Origin of the sequence: Lelliottia sp. JS-SCA-14 (assembly GCF_035593345.1) — a bacterium.
Taxonomy (GTDB): Bacteria; Pseudomonadota; Gammaproteobacteria; order Enterobacterales; family Enterobacteriaceae; genus Enterobacter; species Enterobacter wanjuensis.
The window spans coordinates 613,958-629,199 of record NZ_CP141606.1 but is presented as its reverse complement, the minus strand read 5'-3'; the positions used below and the strand labels follow the sequence as shown (position 1 = coordinate 629,199).

The 15,242-nt window shown below is 56.1% G+C and carries 17 protein-coding genes; 13 read left to right on the top strand and 4 right to left on the bottom strand.

What is annotated here, in order from left to right:
• Positions 1–32 precede the first annotated feature (32 nt).
• Positions 33–458, bottom strand: a complete 426-nt coding sequence (gene rraB / locus U9O48_RS02975) for a ribonuclease E inhibitor RraB (RefSeq protein WP_100777805.1) — start codon at positions 456–458, stop codon at positions 33–35.
• Here rraB and argL point away from each other — a divergent pair.
• Positions 348–653, top strand: a complete 306-nt coding sequence (gene argL, locus U9O48_RS23320; RefSeq protein ID WP_416382140.1) for a putative translational regulatory protein ArgL — start codon at positions 348–350, stop codon at positions 651–653. The genes rraB and argL overlap by 111 nt on opposite strands.
• A complete protein-coding gene (gene argF / locus U9O48_RS02970) occupies positions 623–1,630 on the top strand; it encodes an ornithine carbamoyltransferase (protein WP_282493388.1) in 1,008 nt (335 codons plus the stop codon). The genes argL and argF (U9O48_RS02970) overlap by 31 nt, the downstream gene beginning before the upstream one ends.
• Positions 1,631–1,739: 109 nt before the next feature.
• Here the strand turns inward: argF (U9O48_RS02970) and U9O48_RS02965 are convergent, their stop codons facing one another.
• Complete coding sequence (locus U9O48_RS02965) at positions 1,740–2,192, bottom strand: YhcH/YjgK/YiaL family protein (protein ID WP_324723486.1); 453 nt, start codon at positions 2,190–2,192, stop codon at positions 1,740–1,742.
• A gap of 675 nt (positions 2,193–2,867) precedes the next feature.
• Between U9O48_RS02965 and arcA the strand changes: the two genes are divergently transcribed.
• The 9 genes from arcA (at position 2,868) to ridA (ending at position 10,403) form a co-directional block, all read left to right on the top strand.
• Positions 2,868–4,088: an arginine deiminase gene (arcA, locus tag U9O48_RS02960; protein ID WP_282493386.1), complete on the top strand. Its 1,221-nt coding sequence runs from the start codon at positions 2,868–2,870 to the stop codon at positions 4,086–4,088.
• A gap of 10 nt (positions 4,089–4,098) precedes the next feature.
• Positions 4,099–5,010, top strand: coding sequence for a carbamate kinase (arcC, locus tag U9O48_RS02955; RefSeq protein WP_285150377.1), 912 nt, complete (start codon positions 4,099–4,101; stop codon positions 5,008–5,010).
• Between the two features lie 121 nt (positions 5,011–5,131).
• Entirely contained in the window at positions 5,132–6,136 is a 1,005-nt protein-coding gene (argF, locus tag U9O48_RS02950; protein WP_285145770.1) for an ornithine carbamoyltransferase, read from the top strand.
• A gap of 47 nt (positions 6,137–6,183) precedes the next feature.
• On the top strand, positions 6,184–7,587 hold the full coding sequence (locus U9O48_RS02945) for a YfcC family protein (RefSeq protein WP_285157666.1): 1,404 nt from the start codon (positions 6,184–6,186) through the stop codon (positions 7,585–7,587).
• Between the two features lie 106 nt (positions 7,588–7,693).
• Entirely contained in the window at positions 7,694–8,173 is a 480-nt protein-coding gene (locus U9O48_RS02940; protein ID WP_095280563.1) for an arginine repressor, read from the top strand.
• A gap of 100 nt (positions 8,174–8,273) precedes the next feature.
• The gene (locus U9O48_RS02930; protein ID WP_095280562.1) at positions 8,274–8,378 is read left to right on the top strand and encodes a pyrBI operon leader peptide; all 105 of its coding nucleotides are present in this window, start codon (positions 8,274–8,276) and stop codon (positions 8,376–8,378) included.
• Positions 8,379–8,412: 34 nt separating this feature from the next.
• Positions 8,413–9,345: an aspartate carbamoyltransferase gene (gene pyrB, locus U9O48_RS02925; protein ID WP_095280561.1), complete on the top strand. Its 933-nt coding sequence runs from the start codon at positions 8,413–8,415 to the stop codon at positions 9,343–9,345.
• A gap of 12 nt (positions 9,346–9,357) precedes the next feature.
• A complete protein-coding gene (gene pyrI, locus U9O48_RS02920) occupies positions 9,358–9,819 on the top strand; it encodes an aspartate carbamoyltransferase regulatory subunit (RefSeq protein WP_282493382.1) in 462 nt (153 codons plus the stop codon).
• Between the two features lie 197 nt (positions 9,820–10,016).
• Positions 10,017–10,403, top strand: a complete 387-nt coding sequence (gene ridA, locus U9O48_RS02915) for a 2-iminobutanoate/2-iminopropanoate deaminase (RefSeq protein WP_202674092.1) — start codon at positions 10,017–10,019, stop codon at positions 10,401–10,403.
• Positions 10,404–10,728: 325 nt separating this feature from the next.
• On the opposite strand, the gene U9O48_RS02910 is transcribed toward ridA, so the two are convergent.
• Positions 10,729–11,205, bottom strand: a complete 477-nt coding sequence (locus U9O48_RS02910) for a SymE family type I addiction module toxin (RefSeq protein WP_285145769.1) — start codon at positions 11,203–11,205, stop codon at positions 10,729–10,731.
• A 740-nt stretch (positions 11,206–11,945) separates the two neighbouring features.
• Between U9O48_RS02910 and U9O48_RS02905 the strand changes: the two genes are divergently transcribed.
• Positions 11,946–12,515 (top strand): hypothetical protein, encoded by a 570-nt coding sequence (locus U9O48_RS02905; protein ID WP_285145768.1) that lies wholly within the window; start codon positions 11,946–11,948, stop codon positions 12,513–12,515.
• Positions 12,499–12,729, top strand: coding sequence for a hypothetical protein (locus tag U9O48_RS02900; protein ID WP_285145767.1), 231 nt, complete (start codon positions 12,499–12,501; stop codon positions 12,727–12,729). Before U9O48_RS02905 ends, U9O48_RS02900 begins: the two co-directional genes overlap by 17 nt.
• A gap of 59 nt (positions 12,730–12,788) precedes the next feature.
• Here U9O48_RS02900 and U9O48_RS02895 read toward each other — a convergent pair whose 3' ends face one another.
• Entirely contained in the window at positions 12,789–15,173 is a 2,385-nt protein-coding gene (locus tag U9O48_RS02895) for a beta-N-acetylhexosaminidase (RefSeq protein WP_324723485.1), read from the bottom strand.
• Positions 15,174–15,242: the final 69 nt, after the last annotated feature.

Below are 15,242 nucleotides of genomic sequence, written 5' to 3'. Positions count from 1 at the left end.
AAAGCGGCAGCCGAAGCTGCCGCAGATAACACTTAGTGGCGCACGCCGTCGTCATCTTCGTCGACGAAATCTTCATCGTCTTCGTCATCGCCGTCTTCGCCGTTTGGATCTTCGTAGTAAGTTCCCCAGCCGTCGTATTCCACTTCAAACTTCTCGGCCAGATCCATCAGCTGCTCAACCTGCGCGTCGATCAGTTCTGCTTTCAGCGCGCCTTCGCTCAGGATATCGCAGCAGATGACGGTTTCGCCCTCTTCCACTTCCAGCTCTTCCGGCTCGGTCACTTCGTAACCCATTTTGAACGCTTCTACCGCCAGTTTCTCCAGCGATTCAAAGTCATCTGCAGAGAAATGGTGCTCGATGGTGTAAAGCGCGTCCGGATCGCTGCCGTCTTCCAGCAGCTCTTCAATGATCAGGCGCGTCTCTTCGCGTTGCTCTTCCAGCAGTTCTGGGTTTGCCATGGCTCGTTCCTCTTTAAGTTCGGCAGATACTTCTATTTTCACACACGGACGTGTTTGCCTCCACCTAATGTAAGAAAGATTTGTGAAACAGGGTTGCAAATGAATATTCATACATATAAAGTGAATTTTAATTCAATAAGTGGCCTTAGCCATGTGAGGATAACATGTCTGAACTGTATAAAAAGCACTTCCTGAAATTGCTCGATTTTACCCCTGCGCAACTGCATTCTCTGCTGTCGCTTGCCGCTCAGCTGAAAGCCGATAAAAAAAATAACAAAGAAGTACAGAAGCTTACTGGCAAAAATATCGCGCTCATCTTCGAAAAAGACTCAACCCGTACACGATGCTCTTTCGAAGTTGCCGCATTTGACCAGGGTGCACGCGTCACTTATCTCGGCCCGAGCGGCAGTCAGATTGGGCATAAAGAGTCAATTAAGGATACCGCTCGCGTACTCGGGCGGATGTACGACGGGATTCAGTATCGCGGCCACGGGCAGGAAGTGGTCGAAACCCTGGCGGAATACGCAGGCGTGCCGGTGTGGAACGGGCTGACCAACGAGTTCCACCCGACCCAGCTGCTGGCGGATCTGCTGACCATGCAGGAGCACCTGCCGGGCAAAGCCTTTAACCAGATGACGCTGGTCTATGCGGGCGATGCGCGCAACAACATGGGCAACTCGATGCTGGAAGCGGCGGCGCTGGTCGGGCTGGATCTGCGTCTGGTGGCTCCGAAAGCCTGCTGGCCGGAAGAGAGCCTGGTCGCGGAGTGCAGCGCGCTGGCATTGAAGAACGGCGGCAAAATCACCCTGACGGAAAATATTATCGCTGGCGTGAAAGGCGCGGACTTCATCTATACGGACGTGTGGGTATCGATGGGCGAGCCGAAAGAGAAGTGGGCAGAGCGGATCGAGCTGCTGCGCGGCTATCAGGTGAACTGTGAAATGATGGCCCTGACGGGCAATCCGAACGTCAAGTTCCTGCACTGTCTGCCCGCATTCCACGACGATCAAACCACGCTCGGCAAGCAGATGGCGAAGGAGTTCGATCTGCACGGCGGGATGGAAGTGACGGATAAGGTGTTTGAGTCGGCGGCGAGCATCGTGTTTGACCAGGCGGAAAACCGGATGCATACGATTAAGGCGGTGATGGTAGCGACGCTTGGGCAGCCGTAGTCCTCTGCGGTCTGGTGCCCTCACCCTGACCCTCTCCCACGGGAGAGGGAATAAAGCAGCGCCGAACAGTCCCCTCTCCCTGTGGGAGAGGGTTAGGGTGAGGGGTAAACTAGCCCACCAACATCTTCACCACCACCTTCCGCACCTGCGCCGGGCTGCCCACCGCGCACAGCGGCTTATGCACTTCACCCGGATAGAACACCACAAAATCCCCTTCACTCAACACCACCGTTTTTTCCTGCTCACCTTCCGGCAGGAACGCGATGTCTTTGTCTGCCAGCCAGTCGGTGTCCGGCGTGCCGTGCGGCAGAGTGCTGAACGTCATCCCTTCCTGGCCTTTCATTACAATCTGGATATCCAGATAGCGGGCGTGGTACTCCGCGCGGCGCTCGGCGAACGGCTGGGTCATGTCTTCCGAGACCAGGTAAAAGAGGTTGTTGCCGTCGATGTCGTGCTTACCGAGCGAGGTCGCTTCAGTAACGTGCGCTTTGACGTGTTCGATAGCCTGACGCAGCTCTTCCGGCAGCCAGGACTGGAGATGATGGATATTGCCAACGATCATGTCTAAACCCTCAATATAAAACAATGTTTCAATTTCGACTTTTATACGAGAATTTCCACTGCCATACCAGCCCTTTCTACACCATCTTTGCGGCAGCGCATGTTTATCGGAAAATGTGTTATCCGCCTGTTAAAGCCAGCCAGGCAACTATGCAGCGATTATGCATAACACCGGTCCGGGTGATCTTCTGTAAACCAGTAACCCACTGATTTAAATAATGTATGGAAAAAACACGCTTCCGGGTCACACTTTATTCACTCGGTTAATTTCATTTATTCTGGATAGTTATTTATTAATTTGGCTTAAGGAAAAAATAGATAACGCCTTTAATTGCATATTCATGCTGACCAAAATAATTTATTCATAAAAATCAATGCATTGATTATTTATGTCCGATTGTTTCTATCTACATAATAATAACAACCTCAAATAACCCCAGCGATTTATGCTTAGCCATTCACTCGCGAATAATGGCTAATTAAGCATTATCTGATGCGAGTCATGCAATAGAAAACAAACTCGTTAATATCCGATCCTGCGTGAGCAATATCACAAAACCCAATTCTTAAGCGCTTACTATTGGCCGTGAAATCAATTGAGCTTAAAGGGCTATGAATTAATACCTGTTCATAGCACAGCCCTTTTTATTCTGAAAAAACAGTTAAAGGAATAATTATGGAAAAGCATTACGTCGGTTCTGAAATTGGTCAATTGCGTAGCGTTATGCTGCATCGCCCGAATTTAAGTCTGAAACGCTTAACGCCGTCTAACTGCCAGGAGCTGTTATTCGATGACGTGTTATCGGTTGAGCGGGCGGGTGAAGAGCATGACATCTTCGCAAACACCCTGCGCGAACAGGGTGTGGAAGTCCTGCTGTTAACCGATTTGATTACCCAAACACTTGATATTGCTGAGGCTAAAGCCTGGCTATTAGAAACCCAAATATCCGATTATCGCCTCGGACCAACCTTCGCCAACGACGTCCGCGGCTGGCTGGCGGATATGCCGCATCGCGAACTGGCGCGCCGTCTGAGCGGCGGCTTAACCTACGGGGAAATTCCTGCCTTTATTAAAAATATGGTGGTCGATACCCATACGGCAAATGATTTTATTATGAAGCCGCTGCCGAACCACTTATTTACTCGCGATACTTCATGCTGGATTTATAACGGAGTGTCGATTAACCCGATGGCAAAACCGGCGCGTCAGCGTGAAACCAATAACCTGCGGGCAATATATCGCTGGCACCCGGCCTTTGCCGACGGCGATTTTATTAAATACTTCGGCGACGAGAATATTAATTACGACCACGCCACTTTAGAAGGCGGCGACGTATTAGTCATTGGTCGCGGCGCAGTATTAATTGGCATGTCCGAACGCACCACCCCGCAGGGCGTGGAATTCCTCGCGCAAAGCCTGTTCCAGCATCGCCAGGCCGAACGGGTCATCGCCGTCGAGCTGCCGAAACACCGCTCCTGCATGCACCTCGACACGGTCATGACCCACATCGACGTCGACACCTTCTCAGTCTACCCGGAAGTGGTGCGCAAAGACGCCCAGTGCTGGACGCTCACCCCGGACGGACGCGGCGGCCTGCTGCGCACTCAGGAAACGGATCTGCTTCACGCCATCGAAAAAGCCTTAGGCATTAACCAGGTACGCCTGATCACCACCGGCGGCGACGCCTTCGAAGCCGAGCGCGAGCAGTGGAACGATGCCAACAACGTGCTGACCATTCGCCCCGGCGTGGTGATCGGCTACGAGCGCAACATCTGGACCAACGAGAAATACGACAAAGCCGGGATCACCGTGCTGCCGATTCCGGGGGATGAACTCGGACGCGGTCGCGGCGGCGCGCGCTGCATGAGCTGCCCGCTGGAACGAGACGGAATTTAAAGGAGCCATCATGGAAAGAAAACCCACTCTGGTCGTGGCACTGGGCGGCAATGCGCTGCTCAAACGCGGCGAGCCGCTGGAAGCGGATATTCAGCGTCAGAACATCGAGCTGGCCGCCCGCACGATCGCCGGACTCACCGCTCAGTGGCGCGTGGTGCTGGTTCACGGTAACGGCCCGCAGGTCGGGCTACTGGCGCTGCAGAACAGCGCCTACGACAAGGTCACACCCTACCCACTCGACATCCTCGGCGCCGAAAGCCAGGGAATGATCGGCTACATGCTCCAGCAAGCGCTGAAAAACAACCTGCCGCAGCGCGAAGTGAGCGTGCTGCTGACTCAGGTCGAAGTCGACGCCGCCGACCCGGCGTTTCGCAACCCGACCAAATACATCGGCCCGGTGTACAGCGAAGAGCAGGCGAAAACCCTGCAGGCGGAAAAAGGCTGGGTGTTTAAGGCCGACGGGAGCTACTTCCGCCGCGTGGTGCCCTCCCCGCAGCCGAAACGCATCGTCGAGAGCGACGCCATCACCGCCCTTATCGCCCGCGATCACCTGGTGATTTGCAATGGCGGCGGCGGTGTCCCGGTGGTGGAAAACGCCAATGGCTACCACGGCATTGAGGCGGTGATCGACAAAGATCTCTCCGCCGCCCTGCTGGCCCGCCAGATAGAAGCCGATGCGCTGCTGATCCTCACGGACGCCGACGCGGTCTACCTCGACTGGGGCACGCCGACCCAACGCCCGCTGGCGCAGGTCTCGCCGGATGTGCTCAAAACCATGCAGTTCGACGCCGGATCGATGGGGCCGAAAGTGAGCGCCTGTCGTGAATTTGTCGAGGCGTGCAACGGCATCGCCGGGATCGGCGCGCTGGCCGATGGCGCTGCGATTCTGGCGGGGGATAAGGGGACGTTGATTCGCAATTGATTCGTATTTTCCCCTCACCCTAACCCTCTCCCAAGGGGAGAGGGAACTCATACTCCCTCTCCCTGTGGGAGAGGGCCGGGGTGAGGGCACCAGACAACTCAAATTTAAAAAGGATCACCACATGACCATCAACCTGAAAAACCGCAACTTCCTCAAACTGCTGGACTACACCCCGGCAGAAATCCAGTACCTGATCGATCTCGCCATCGACCTGAAAGCCGCCAAAAAAGCCGGGCGTGAAAAACAGACCTTAGTCGGCAAAAACATCGCCCTGATCTTCGAAAAAACCTCCACCCGCACGCGCTGCGCCTTTGAAGTGGGCGCGTTCGACCAGGGCGCGCAGGTCACCTACCTCGGCCCAAGCGGATCGCAGATTGGCCATAAAGAGTCGATGAAAGACACCGCCCGCGTGCTGGGCCGCATGTATGACGGCATCGAGTATCGCGGTTACGGCCAGGAGATCGTCGAAGAGCTCGGCGAGTTCGCGGGCGTGCCGGTGTGGAACGGCCTGACCAACGAATTCCACCCGACGCAAATCCTCGCCGATCTGATGACCATGCTCGAGCACGCGCCGGGCAAAACCCTGCCGGAGCTGAGCTTCGCCTATCTGGGCGATGCGCGAAACAACATGGGCAACTCCCTGATGGTCGGCGCGGCGAAGATGGGGATGGACATCCGCCTGGTCGCCCCAAAATCCTTCTGGCCGGAAGCCGGGCTGGTTGAGCAATGTCGCGCCATCGCCAAAGAGACCGGGGCGCGCATCACCCTCACTGACGACGTGAACGAAGGCGTCCACGGCACCGATTTCCTCTACACCGACGTCTGGGTGTCGATGGGTGAGCCGAAAGAGGCATGGGCAGAGCGCGTGAGCCTGATGACGCCGTACCAGATCAACGCCCAGGTGATGAAAGCCACCGGCAATCCGAACGTGAAATTCATGCACTGCCTGCCGGCGTTCCACAACGAACACACCAAAGTGGGCCGCGAAATCGAGATGGCATACGGCCTGAAAGGGCTGGAAGTGACGGAAGAGGTCTTCGAATCCCCGAACTCTATCGTCTTCGACGAAGCAGAGAACCGCATGCACACCATTAAAGCGGTCATGGTGGCGACACTCGGCGACTAATCACCGCCCGGCGCGGCCACAGGCTGCGCCGGGGCAAGGAGAACATCATGGGCAAGTTCAAATTTCCTTCCGCTTACACCATTCTCTTTTTCCTGATCGCCGTGGTCGCCGCCCTGAGCTGGATTGTTCCAGCCGGGCAGTACCAGATGGCGATGAACGCCACGCTCGGCAAAGAAGTGCCCATTGCCGGAACTTACGCGCACGTCGCCGCGCATCCGCAGGGGATCGTCTCGGTGCTGATGGCGCCGATCGCCGGGCTGTACGATCCTGAATCGGGCCAGGCGGGGGCAATCGACGTCGCGCTGTTTATTCTGATCATCGGCGGGTTTTTAGGGATCGTCACCAAAACCGGGGCGATTGACGCCGGGATCGAGCGCGTCACCACCCGCCTGCGGGGCCGCGAAGAGTGGATGATCCCGATCCTGATGGCGCTGTTCGCCGCGGGCGGGACGATTTACGGCATGGCGGAGGAGTCGCTGCCGTTCTACACGCTGCTCGTCCCGGTGATGCTCGCCGCCCGTTTTGATCCGGTGGTCGCGGCGTCTACCGTGCTGCTCGGCGCGGGGATCGGCACGCTCGGCTCCACCATAAACCCGTTCGCCACGGTGATCGCCGCCAACGCCGCCGGGATCCCGTTCACCAACGGAATCATGCTCCGCGTGGCGCTGCTGGCGATCGGCTGGGTGATCTGCGTGTGGTGGGTGATGCGCTACGCCCGCAAGGTGCGCCAGGATCCGACCCTGTCGATCGTCGCCGACAAAGAGGCTGAAAACCGCGCGCATTTCCTCGGCGATAAAGGCGAGCAGTCGCTGGAATTTACCCCGGTGCGCAAAGTGATCCTGGTGATTTTCGCTCTCGCCTTCGCGGTAATGATCTACGGCGTGGCGGTGCTCGGCTGGTGGATGGCGGAGATTTCTGCGGTGTTCCTCGCCAGCGCGATCATCGTCGGCCTGATTGCCCGCATGAGCGAAGAGGAGCTGACCTCAACATTTATCAACGGGGCGCGGGATTTGCTGGGCGTCGCGCTGATTATTGGGATTGCGCGCGGTATCGTAGTCATCATGGATAAGGGCATGATTACGCACACGATTTTGCACAGTGCGGAAGATATGGTCACGGGATTGTCAACGGTGGCGTTTATTAACGTCATGTACTGGCTGGAAGTGGTGCTGTCGTTTCTGGTGCCTTCTTCCTCGGGCCTTGCCGTTCTGACGATGCCGATCATGGCACCGCTCGCCGATTTCGCTAACGTCAACCGCGACCTGGTCGTGACGGCGTACCAGTCAGCTTCCGGGATTGTCAATCTGGTCACTCCGACGTCCGCCGTGGTGATGGGTGGACTGGCGATCGCGCGCGTGCCGTACGTGCGTTATCTCAAGTGGGTCGCCCCGCTGTTGGGGATTTTGACGGTGCTGATTATGGCGACGTTAAGCCTGGGTGCGCTTATCTGATTTGCCGGATGGCGCTGCGCTTATCCGGCCTACGGTGATCTTTTTGTAGCCCCGGTAAGCGTAGCGCCACCGGGCATTTTTTGTTGGCAACAGAGATGGGAACCAGATGATGGAATATGGAGAATACTCCCCAAAAGAACAACTTCAGCTCGCGGTATGCCAGAGCCTGATTAGCGAGAACAGCTACCTTTCCCAGGAAGAAATCCGCCGAGACCTGCAGGAGCGCGGGTTTGACAGCATCAGCCAGTCGAGCGTCTCCCGTCTGCTGAAATTGCTGGGTGTCATAAAAATTCGAAATGCCAAAGGGCAAAAGATTTATTCGATGAATCCGCAGTTACGCCCCGCCCCGGACGCGGCCCGTTCGATCTCCGAAATGGTGGTCAGCGTAGAGCACAACAGCGAGTTTATCCTTATCCATACCGTCGCCGGATATGGCCGCGCCGTGGCGCGAATTCTGGATTATCACCAGTTACCGGAAATTTTAGGTGTAGTGGCCGGAAGCAGTATTGTCTGGGTCGCGCCCCGCGTGGTGAAGCGCACGGCGCTGGTGCACAAGCAAATTAATTATTTACTCAGAACGCATTAATATTCAAATAGAACCGTTTGCACTGAGTAAAGTGTGCATTAATCGCTTGATCAGAAAATCGAGCTGAGTATAATGCCCGACAATTTGCCGGGAGGAAGTCATGGTCAAGCGTGTACGACATACAGTCATACCGCGTCTGAAAACAGACGCTGGCCTGCCGTTTTTCTTCCCGTTGATAACCCTATTCCCAGAGCCCCTCATTTGAGGGGCTTTTTTTTGCCCGGCGTCAGGAGATAAACATGAATCCGCTTTATCAAAAACACATCATTTCCATCAATGACCTCAGCCGCGAAGAGCTGGAACTGGTTCTGGATACCGCGGCAAAACTGAAGGCCAACCCACAGCCCGAGCTGCTCAAGCACAAAGTGATCGCCAGCTGCTTCTTTGAAGCCTCCACCCGCACCCGTCTGTCGTTCGAGACCTCGATGCACCGCCTCGGCGCGAGCGTGGTCGGTTTCTCCGACGGCAGCAATACGTCGCTCGGCAAAAAAGGCGAGACGCTGGCGGACACCATCTCCGTCATCAGCACCTACGTGGACGCGATTGTGATGCGCCACCCGCAGGAAGGCGCCGCACGTCTGGCGACCGAGTTCTCCGGCGGCATTCCGGTGCTGAACGCCGGGGACGGCGCGAACCAGCATCCGACGCAAACCCTGCTGGATCTGTTCACCATTCAGGAGACCCAGGGTCGTCTGGAAAACCTGCACATCGCGATGGTCGGGGACCTGAAATATGGCCGCACCGTCCACTCACTGGCCCAGGCGCTGGCGAAATTTAACGGCAACCGTTTCTACTTTATCGCCCCGGCCGCGCTGGCGATGCCGCAGTACATTCTCGACATGCTCGACGAAAAAGGCATCCAGTGGAGCCAGCACGCGAGCATCGAAGAGGTGATGGGTGAAGTGGATATTCTGTACATGACCCGTGTGCAGAAAGAGCGTCTGGACCCGTCCGAGTACGCCAACGTCAAAGCCCAGTTCATCCTGCGCGCCAGTGACCTTGAAGGCGCGCGTACCAACATGAAAGTGCTGCACCCGCTGCCGCGCATCGACGAAATCGCCACCGACGTGGACAAGACGCCGCACGCCTGGTACTTCCAGCAGGCCGGGAACGGCATCTTCGCTCGCCAGGCGTTACTGGCACTGGTTCTGAATCGCGAATTCGCTCTGTAAGGGGAAATGACAATGACACATGATAATAAACTCCAGGTTGAAGCCATCAAACGTGGCACCGTGATTGACCATATCCCGGCGATGGTGGGCTTTAAGCTGCTGACGCTGTTCAAGCTGACCGAAACCGACCAGCGCATCACCATCGGCCTGAACCTGCCGTCCGGCGAGATGGGCCGCAAAGACCTGATCAAAATCGAGAACACCTTCCTGACCGACGAGCAGGTGAACCAACTGTCCCTGTACGCTCCGGACGCGACGGTGAATCGCATCGACGATTACGAAGTGGTGGGCAAATCACGCCCGAACTTACCGGAACGTATTGAGCACGTACTGATCTGCCCGAACAGCAACTGCATCAGTCATGCTGAGCCGGTTTCGTCCAGTTTTGCAGTGAAAAAACGGGCGAATGACATCGCACTCAAATGCAAATACTGCGAAAAAGAGTTTTCTCATTATGTGGTGCTGGCCAACTAATTGAGGTTGGTAATGGGATCCCGGACTCCGGTTACACGAAATCATTCGCGTCGCATCGAGGCGGCAAGTCCGAATATCCCCGGGAGCATAGGAAACTATGTGACCGGGGTATGAGGACGCAGCCAACGAAGAGGCGGCGTGAAGGATGATGTGTATAATGGCCGGGAACTTTTTAACGCTGTTATCCTGGAGAAAACATGAGCAAAGTACTTGCGACGGAAAATGCACCAGCGGCTATCGGTCCTTACGTTCAGGGCGTAGATCTCGGCAGCATGATTATCACTTCCGGTCAGATCCCGGTGAACCCGAAAACCGGCGAAGTGCCAGACGATGTGGCGGCTCAGGCGCGTCAGTCGCTGGAAAACGTGAAAGCGATCGTTGAGTCCGCGGGCCTGAAAGTGGGCGATATCGTGAAAACGACTGTTTTCGTCAAAGATCTGAATGATTTTGCGACCGTTAACGCCACTTACGAAGCGTTCTTCAACGAGCACGAGGCGACCTTCCCGGCGCGTTCTTGTGTGGAAGTGGCGCGTCTGCCGAAAGATGTGAAGATTGAGATTGAGGCGATTGCGGTTCGTCGCTGATTGGGGCTGAGTTGTGCCGATCTGTTAAGCATCTGAGGTTGTTCCGTTCACCTTATGTTCGGCAGAATATAATTGCTTCATAACCTGTGAACGTGAAAAGGGGGCTGCGCGGCCCCCTTTTCAATCCCCGCGCCCCGCAAAGAAATCGGTGCTGCGCACTGCGCTCACCTCCCGGCCTGCTGCCCGCGGTCGGCTCGACTCGACATCCTGTCTCGTTTCGCCTCTGGCCGCCATCCCTGGCGTCCAGCCCTTGTCATCCGGCCTCCGGTTCGCCGATTTCAGCGGGGACCCACACCGGTGCCAAATTTAGGCAACGGTCAGGTGATTAAGCGGGACGAACCCAATCCTTCGACTGCCGCCTGGTCGCTGGAATATTCCCCGTATCATTCAGCGCCCCAGGAAACGTCTTCAACCACTCCGCCACGCGCTGTTGATTGATTCCCGCCACGCTCATCCCTTCCAGGCAGCCCCACAGCTCGCGGGTGTTTTGCGGGGTGATGATGATGCAGTCTGGCATGACACGGATTTTTACCGGCATCCCGTCGATAAAACCGGCTTTTGGCAGCCACTCTCCGGCAAGCGGGAGGAAGCGATGACCCATACGGGAATAAAGTTCGCAGCAGGCGGCGCTGGACTGGGGCGTGTCGGCTCTCGCATGAGCCGTTGCCTCATTCAGGGCCTTGCCGTGCAGACGACGGGCGTCCTTTTTGCGAGTCACCTCGGGGAAATGATCATTACCCTCTGATCTCTCAGGATCTGTTTGGGCAATAGTGGGATCTGGAATAAACTCGTTTACAGCCATAAATAACTCCTCAGTCAGTTGTTTGTGGTTAGCGGTGTAAGGGTGGTAGGACACCTTTGCATCGCGCTTCTTAATTTCCCGCTCTGATTAAACTCCTCATCGCGTAAGCCCAATTCTACTCTTCTGGATAAACAAACAGTGCTCTGAATTTACAAACTGCGAAGCCGCTTCCGACATAATTAAAGCCGGAATGAAACGTTACATTTGGCACCGGTGTTGGTCCCCGCAGAAATCGGCGAACCGGAGGCCGGATGACAAGGTCTGGGCGCCAGGGATGGCGACCAGAGGCGAAACGAGACAGGATGTCGAGTCGAGCCGGCCGCAGGCAGCAGGCCGGGAGGTGAGCGCAGTGCGAAGCACCGATTTCATGGCGGGGCGCGGGGATTGACAAGGGGGCCGCGCAGCCCCCTTGTCACGTTCACAGGTAAAAGAGTGATTATATTCTGCTGATCATGAGGTGAACGGAACCACCTCCCATGCCCAACGAATCCCGAAAAAACCTACTGATTCCGCACCGCCCTAAGCAACTTATCCAGCGAATAAACCGCCGCAATCCCCCCCTCATCATAATGTTTTGCGGCCCAGGCTGACGGTTTTCTTGCAACGTTTCATTCGCCAGCCTTTTCCTCTGAAGTAGCTACGCATTTTCCCAAACTCATCCCATTTCCAACGTCCTGTTTTTTATCCCGAAGAGTATGGTTTACCCACAATCTTTCTAATGCTTTAGATGGGGGAAATGAGTGCGCATTGAAGAAGAAGTTTTTCTTGAAGATTACGGCCTGAGGAGGAAAAGGTTCGTCTATGATCGTCGGGTTCACCACAGCTACGTGTTTGTTGCCGGTAACGAAACCTACACGGTCATCATTGGAAGTCTGGTTGAGGAAATGACCTTTAGTCGGATCGGATACGAAATGCCAGCAGGCGTGCCATTCCCGGTTAACGGCATGGCAGAAGTGTATTTTGACGTCTTTGACGGTATGGGTAATTTGGCCGATTTTCGCCATGTCAGATTTGAGGGCTTAGGCAGCGCTGTCGTGTTGCAATCGGTCTCACTGGCTTTGATTGCACACAATGAGATATTTCATATCGGTGGCTTCGTTTTTCAGGCAGCCTCAGGCGGAGTGGTCGATATGGGTCGCCGTATCACTCTTGAAGAGATCTATGACTACATGCTTGGGTTAAAAAATGAGCCGCGTTATAATGAAAAGACAGGGTTACTTAAGAAAGCTCCGCGACCACTGATATCAGAAGATTTACAGGCATACAAAACAGTTACAGAGGGGAGAGCAAACTATGTCGTCTTACACTAAGCAAGAACGCTGCGCACTTCTCGCCTCCAGGAATGGCGGGAAGACGGTATTTCAGGCCTTAGCGTCTGCTGAGTTGAACGCGCATTCTGCCAACCCTGAAGCACAACTGCATGACCTCAAAGCCAATCTGGCGAAGGGCAAAAAGCACTCTTCTGCCACTTTATTACGCAGAAAACTCGAAGGTCACCTTGTGCGTGAGTGGCGAGAAATCTAACTGAATTATGCAAAAAAGGCCTGAAAATCAGGCCTTTTTGATTTTATAACACACCCAACTTACTGATTCCGCGTTGCCCTAAGCAACTTCTCCAGCGGATAAACCGCCGCAATCACCACCTCATCCTGTATCTTCGCCGCATTATCCAGCTCGCTCTGAATCGAGGCGATCTCCTTATCATCCAGCGTCCCCTGACGCGCCACCAGATCCGTCAGACGCAGGCCAATCGACGCCAGTTTGTCCACCTCCTGAATCACCGGTTTGATGGCTTTCAGCTGATAGTTGCTCTCACTCAGCGCCAGCGCGTCGCTGGTGTTGTTCTGCCAGCGGGTAAAGACGTGGCGCAGGGCTTCCGCGCTTTCCGTATCTTCCGCATCGCTTACTAACCGCTCGACCCACTTATCCATCTGACGGACCGTGGCGCTCTCGGCGGTCAGTGCGTCGGCGTAGCGGTTTAGCGGCTCAAACTGATGATAATTCCCGGCCTGGAATTTCAGGTGCTGGCGGGTGTAATACTGCGCGGGCTCCACGGCCTGAGCAAGGATCTGCAGTGGCACCGTGTCGGCGTTATTCGCCAGACGGGTGAACTGCGCCTGCTGCTGGCTGTGCTGCTGCAGCCCGACCGACACCGTCGTCCAGCTGTCCATCGCCTGCAAACGGGTGTACATGTTGTCGATATCCTTCACGTCCTGCGCCGACCACAGGCGCTCCGCCACCGCAAACGCCCGCGGCCAGAGTTTGATATCCAGAACCGGGGAAATCACGTTTTCTGCCCATAGCGCTGCTTCGCCGCCGAGCAGGTTGGCCTGCTGATCGGCATCTGGCACCGTCGGCTGGATACCTTCCGGCACCTCATTGAGACGCGCGCCGGAGATCGGGTAGCGGGCGTTGCCCAACAGGAAATAGCCGGTGAGTTTGTCGTCCGACACATTCACCACCGGGCGCGTTTCGCCCATCCAGGTGTCGACGGTGAAGCTCACCTGGTTGTCGTCGCGCCATTCGATGTTGTCCACCGCGCGGCGGGATTTGCCGCTGAAATCGATAAATCCGCGCCAGCCGGAAACGCCTTTCACCAGGGTGAAACTGCCCTCGACCGGTTTGCCTTTCAGGCGCGGCATGGAGAAAGTCCAGCTCTGGGCGCTGTCGGAATCGGCGATGATATCCATGCCGTTTAAGCCCTGCGGCACAATCTCATTGCGATAGTGATAGGCGGTGGACTGCGGCTGATCGAGGTAAAAACCGGTGGAGAGGATGCCTTTATAGCCGTGTTTCGCCACCTCGCCGAGGGCATCCTGACCCTGCCAGGACTGGATCAGAATGCTTTTCGGCAGGTCCGGATGATAGATCTCGTCCCAGCCGACCATCTGCCGGTGGTGTTTCTCAAGAAGGGTTTCCAGTTTGCGGTTGAAATACGCCTGCAGCGCGTGGCTGTCGGCGAGTTTGTTGTCGCGCATAAACTGCTGGATGGCGGTGTTGTTTTTCCACTGGGTATCGTCAACTTCATCGCCGCCGATGTGCAGGTACGGATCGGGGAAGATCGCCGCCAGTTCGCTGACCATCGCGTCGGCGAAGGTGTAAGTCGCATCTTTGGTCGGATCGAGAACCGGTTTTAACACGCCCCAGTGGCGCTCCATCTCATAGGGTCCCGGCGCGCTCATCAGCTCCGGATAGGCCACGGCAATCGCCGACGCGTGACCCGGCATGTCAATCTCCGGCACCACGCGAATACCACGCGCGGTGGCGTAGCGCACCACGTCGCGCATCTGCTCTGGCGTGTAGAACAGCCCGTCGCTGGCGAGCTGCGTCAGTTTAGGGTAGCGCTTCGAGGTAAACCGCCAGCCCTGATCGTCCGTCAGATGCCAGTGCAGAACGTTCAGCTTCGCCGCCGCCATGCCGTCGATCTGACGTTTGATATCTTCCAGCGGCACAAAATGGCGCGCCGAATCGAGCAGCAGGCCGCGCCACGGGAAGCGCGGGGCGTCGTTAATCGACACCCACGGAATCGAGGTGTTTTCGGCACCGTTTTGAATCAGCTGGAGCAGAGTTTCCATCCCGCGCAGCGCGCCGAAGCGGGTATTGGCGGTGAGGTTCACGCCGTTCGCATCCACGGTGAGTTTGTAGCTTTCATCGCTGTCCGGCAGCGGCTGCGGCTTCACTTTTTTGGCGATAGTGATGGCGATGGTGGGCTTTCCGGGTTTATCGGCCTGAGGCTGGAGCGTCCAGCCGGTTTGCAGCGCAATGCGCTGGCGCAGACGGTTCGCGGCATCGCCCAGATCGTCCCCGCTGATACTGACGGAGAGGTTATCGCTGAGGATCAGTGCGCCCTGCTTTGCAGGACGTTCAACGTGTGCAGGCCAGGGCATTAACGGCAGATCGCCTGCCGGAGCGGCCAGCGCAGAGGTGCCGAGCAACAGCCCGGCGGTGATGAGGCTAAGACGTAACATAATGTTCCTTATCAGAATTTGACGGGCCAAAAACAGACAAAACATTTTGTTAACATGCGTACAAATTGT

Coding starts and splice junctions, on each gene's coding strand:
- argL (WP_416382140.1), top strand. CDS start 348: ATGGTGCTCGATGGTGTAAAGCGCGTCCGGATCGCTGCCGTCTTCCAG.
- rraB (WP_100777805.1), bottom strand. CDS start 458: ATGGCAAACCCAGAACTGCTGGAAGAGCAACGCGAAGAGACGCGCCTG.
- argF (WP_282493388.1), top strand. CDS start 623: ATGTCTGAACTGTATAAAAAGCACTTCCTGAAATTGCTCGATTTTACC.
- U9O48_RS02965 (WP_324723486.1), bottom strand. CDS start 2,192: ATGATCGTTGGCAATATCCATCATCTCCAGTCCTGGCTGCCGGAAGAG.
- arcA (WP_282493386.1), top strand. CDS start 2,868: ATGGAAAAGCATTACGTCGGTTCTGAAATTGGTCAATTGCGTAGCGTT.
- arcC (WP_285150377.1), top strand. CDS start 4,099: ATGGAAAGAAAACCCACTCTGGTCGTGGCACTGGGCGGCAATGCGCTG.
- argF (WP_285145770.1), top strand. CDS start 5,132: ATGACCATCAACCTGAAAAACCGCAACTTCCTCAAACTGCTGGACTAC.
- U9O48_RS02945 (WP_285157666.1), top strand. CDS start 6,184: ATGGGCAAGTTCAAATTTCCTTCCGCTTACACCATTCTCTTTTTCCTG.
- U9O48_RS02940 (WP_095280563.1), top strand. CDS start 7,694: ATGATGGAATATGGAGAATACTCCCCAAAAGAACAACTTCAGCTCGCG.
- U9O48_RS02930 (WP_095280562.1), top strand. CDS start 8,274: ATGGTCAAGCGTGTACGACATACAGTCATACCGCGTCTGAAAACAGAC.
- pyrB (WP_095280561.1), top strand. CDS start 8,413: ATGAATCCGCTTTATCAAAAACACATCATTTCCATCAATGACCTCAGC.
- pyrI (WP_282493382.1), top strand. CDS start 9,358: ATGACACATGATAATAAACTCCAGGTTGAAGCCATCAAACGTGGCACC.
- ridA (WP_202674092.1), top strand. CDS start 10,017: ATGAGCAAAGTACTTGCGACGGAAAATGCACCAGCGGCTATCGGTCCT.
- U9O48_RS02910 (WP_285145769.1), bottom strand. CDS start 11,205: ATGGCTGTAAACGAGTTTATTCCAGATCCCACTATTGCCCAAACAGAT.
- U9O48_RS02900 (WP_285145767.1), top strand. CDS start 12,499: ATGTCGTCTTACACTAAGCAAGAACGCTGCGCACTTCTCGCCTCCAGG.
- U9O48_RS02895 (WP_324723485.1), bottom strand. CDS start 15,173: ATGTTACGTCTTAGCCTCATCACCGCCGGGCTGTTGCTCGGCACCTCT.